Source organism: Caballeronia sp., from assembly GCF_049581465.1.
Lineage (GTDB): Bacteria > Pseudomonadota > Gammaproteobacteria > Burkholderiales > Burkholderiaceae > Caballeronia.
The window spans coordinates 1-2,228 of the sequence record NZ_JBAUSA010001133.1; the positions used below are offsets into that span (position 1 = coordinate 1).

Genomic DNA, 2,228 nt, shown 5'->3' on the forward strand with positions numbered 1-2,228 from the left:
GCCTCAAACCATCTCGTGACTGATCCAGTCGGTCACCGACGTCCGCTTCGGCTCCCAGCCGAGCAACGCGCGTGCATGCTTGCCGCGCACACGGCTGTTTGAGCCCAGCCCATAGGATGCCATCTCGTAGCCCCATTCCTTCCTGGCTTCCTCGAGCGGCCAGTCCTGCGGCGCGCCGAGACCAAGCGCCTTGGCCATCGCCGTGGTCATTTCGAGGAACGACGCTTCTCCACTTTCGATGAAATAAAACGTGCCGGCCGGTGTCTTTTCGAGCGCGCGAGCATAAACGTCGGCGACATCGTCGATATACACGTTCGACCAGATGTTGCGGCCCGGTCCGACATGCCGCACCACGCCGCTTTTCCTTGCCTGCACCAGCAAGCGCGGCAACTGCACGCTTTTTGCCGACGGGACCGCGCCGTGGCCGTAGATCAAGGTATTGCAGAGCACGGTTGAACGCACGCCGCGCGTGGCTGCGTCGAGCACGAGATTATCGATGGCCACGCGCGGCGCCTTGTCGGCTGTCGGTTCGGGCAGCGAGTCTTCGTAATAGATCGTCTGCGTCGCTTCCCCGCCCGATGCGTCGCCAACGATGCTCGATCCGCTCGTGTGCAGCAGCGGCTTGTTCGAGCCAGCCAGTCCTTCTATGAGCGCCTCGACTGCACCGCGATGGTCGCTGTCGGCTGCGTTGATCACGCCGTCCGCTGCGCGGGCTTGTGCGATCAGCAGGTCGCGGTCATCGAGACTGCCGATCACCGGTTCGATCCCGAGTTGCTTCAATTCATCGACCTGTTCCGGGCGGCGAATGAGCCCGCTCACTGTGTGGCCGTCACGAACGAGTCGCGCCGCGATGGATCCGCCAATAAAGCCGCCTGCGCCTGTCACAAAGATTTTCATGTCCGTTGTCCTGTGTGGATGAGTCGATGCATGCAGTATCGGCGCGTTCGACTTTCTCAGAAACGGTGTTAGTCTCAAATCAATCTTGACTCAAAATCAATAATCGATAAATCGTTCGGTCGTTCAGATGAAAACCACCACGGAAGAGCTTTTGGCGTTTGTTGCCGTGATCGACAGCGGATCGATTACGGCCGCCGCCGAGACCTTGCAGCAGACCGTCTCGGGCGTTAGCCGGGCGTTGAGCCGCCTTGAGCACAAGCTCGACGCCACGCTTGTGCGTCGGACTACTCGTCGACTGCAACTGACCGACGAGGGCGAATTGTTTCTCGTGCGTGCCCGCGCGATCCTTGCTGCGATGGAAGACGCGGAGGAATCGATCGCGCGGCAACGCCAGAGGCCGGCAGGGCGTTTGCGGGTCGATGCTGCGTCGCCGTTCATGCTTCATTGCGTTGTGCCGTACGTACGGGCGTTCTCGCTTGCTTATCCGGAAATCACGCTGGAGTTGAGTAGTAACGAGCGCGTGGTCGACCTGATGGAACAGCGTGTGGATATTGCGATCCGTATTGGCGCGCTGCAGGATTCGACGCTGCATGCGCGCGCGCTCGGTAGCAGCCGGTTGCGCATCCTGGCGAGTCCGGCGTACCTAGCCGAGCATGGGGAACCGCGAACGGTGGCTGAATTGCGGCGGCATCGGCTGATTGGCTTTACGGCGCCTGAAAGTCTTAACGATTGGCCGGTGTCTCCCGATAGCATCGGGGATCGCGATGCAAGCGCGTTCGTGCGGATTGTTCCGGCGATGTCGGCGTCGAGTGGCGAAACCGTGCGTCAACTGGTGCTTGGCGGTAATGGAATCGCGTGCCTGGCGACGTTCATGACCCGGTCCGACGTGGAAGGCGGGAGGTTGCGTACGGTGATGGACGCCGCGCTGCTGGACGTAAGACAACCGATTAGCGCGGTGTTTTACCAAAGCGCGTCGATGGCGGGGAGGGCCAGGGCTTTCCTCGATTTTCTCGCTGCACGCTTAATGGTCTAAATGCCGCTACTGAGCGTGGCGCGGGGGAGTTTTTGGGCGGTGCTATTAGCGGTGAGTGTGGGGAGAGCGTTGAGTCCTTCTGCTAGCGTGGTCGTTCTGCATAAGTAGTATTTTCTTGCTTATTTCTGTTAGCCCCTATCCGGGGCGGGACTTCATTTCTTTGCAAACGGCAAACGCGCAAAGAAACGAAGTAAAGAAACGCGTTCAAACCGCGAATACCTAAGTGTCGTCGTTGCTCATTTCAGGTCTTTGGCCCGAACGTAGTACGGTCGCCACACATCAACGCTCAGTCGAACAC

The 2,228-nt window shown here is 59.7% G+C and carries 2 protein-coding genes; one reads left to right on the plus strand and one right to left on the minus strand.

The genetic code is table 11. The features are described from left to right. Positions 1 to 3: 3 nt before the first annotated feature. Positions 4 to 897 (minus strand): NAD-dependent epimerase/dehydratase family protein, encoded by an 894-nt coding sequence (locus tag WCA53_RS27760; RefSeq protein ID WP_423918410.1) that lies wholly within the window; start codon positions 895 to 897, stop codon positions 4 to 6. A 127-nt stretch (positions 898 to 1,024) separates the two neighbouring features. Here WCA53_RS27760 and WCA53_RS27765 point away from each other — a divergent pair, with 127 nt between their 5' ends. Then, entirely contained in the window at positions 1,025 to 1,930 is a 906-nt protein-coding gene (locus tag WCA53_RS27765; RefSeq protein ID WP_423918413.1) for a LysR family transcriptional regulator, read from the plus strand. Positions 1,931 to 2,228 lie beyond the last annotated feature (298 nt).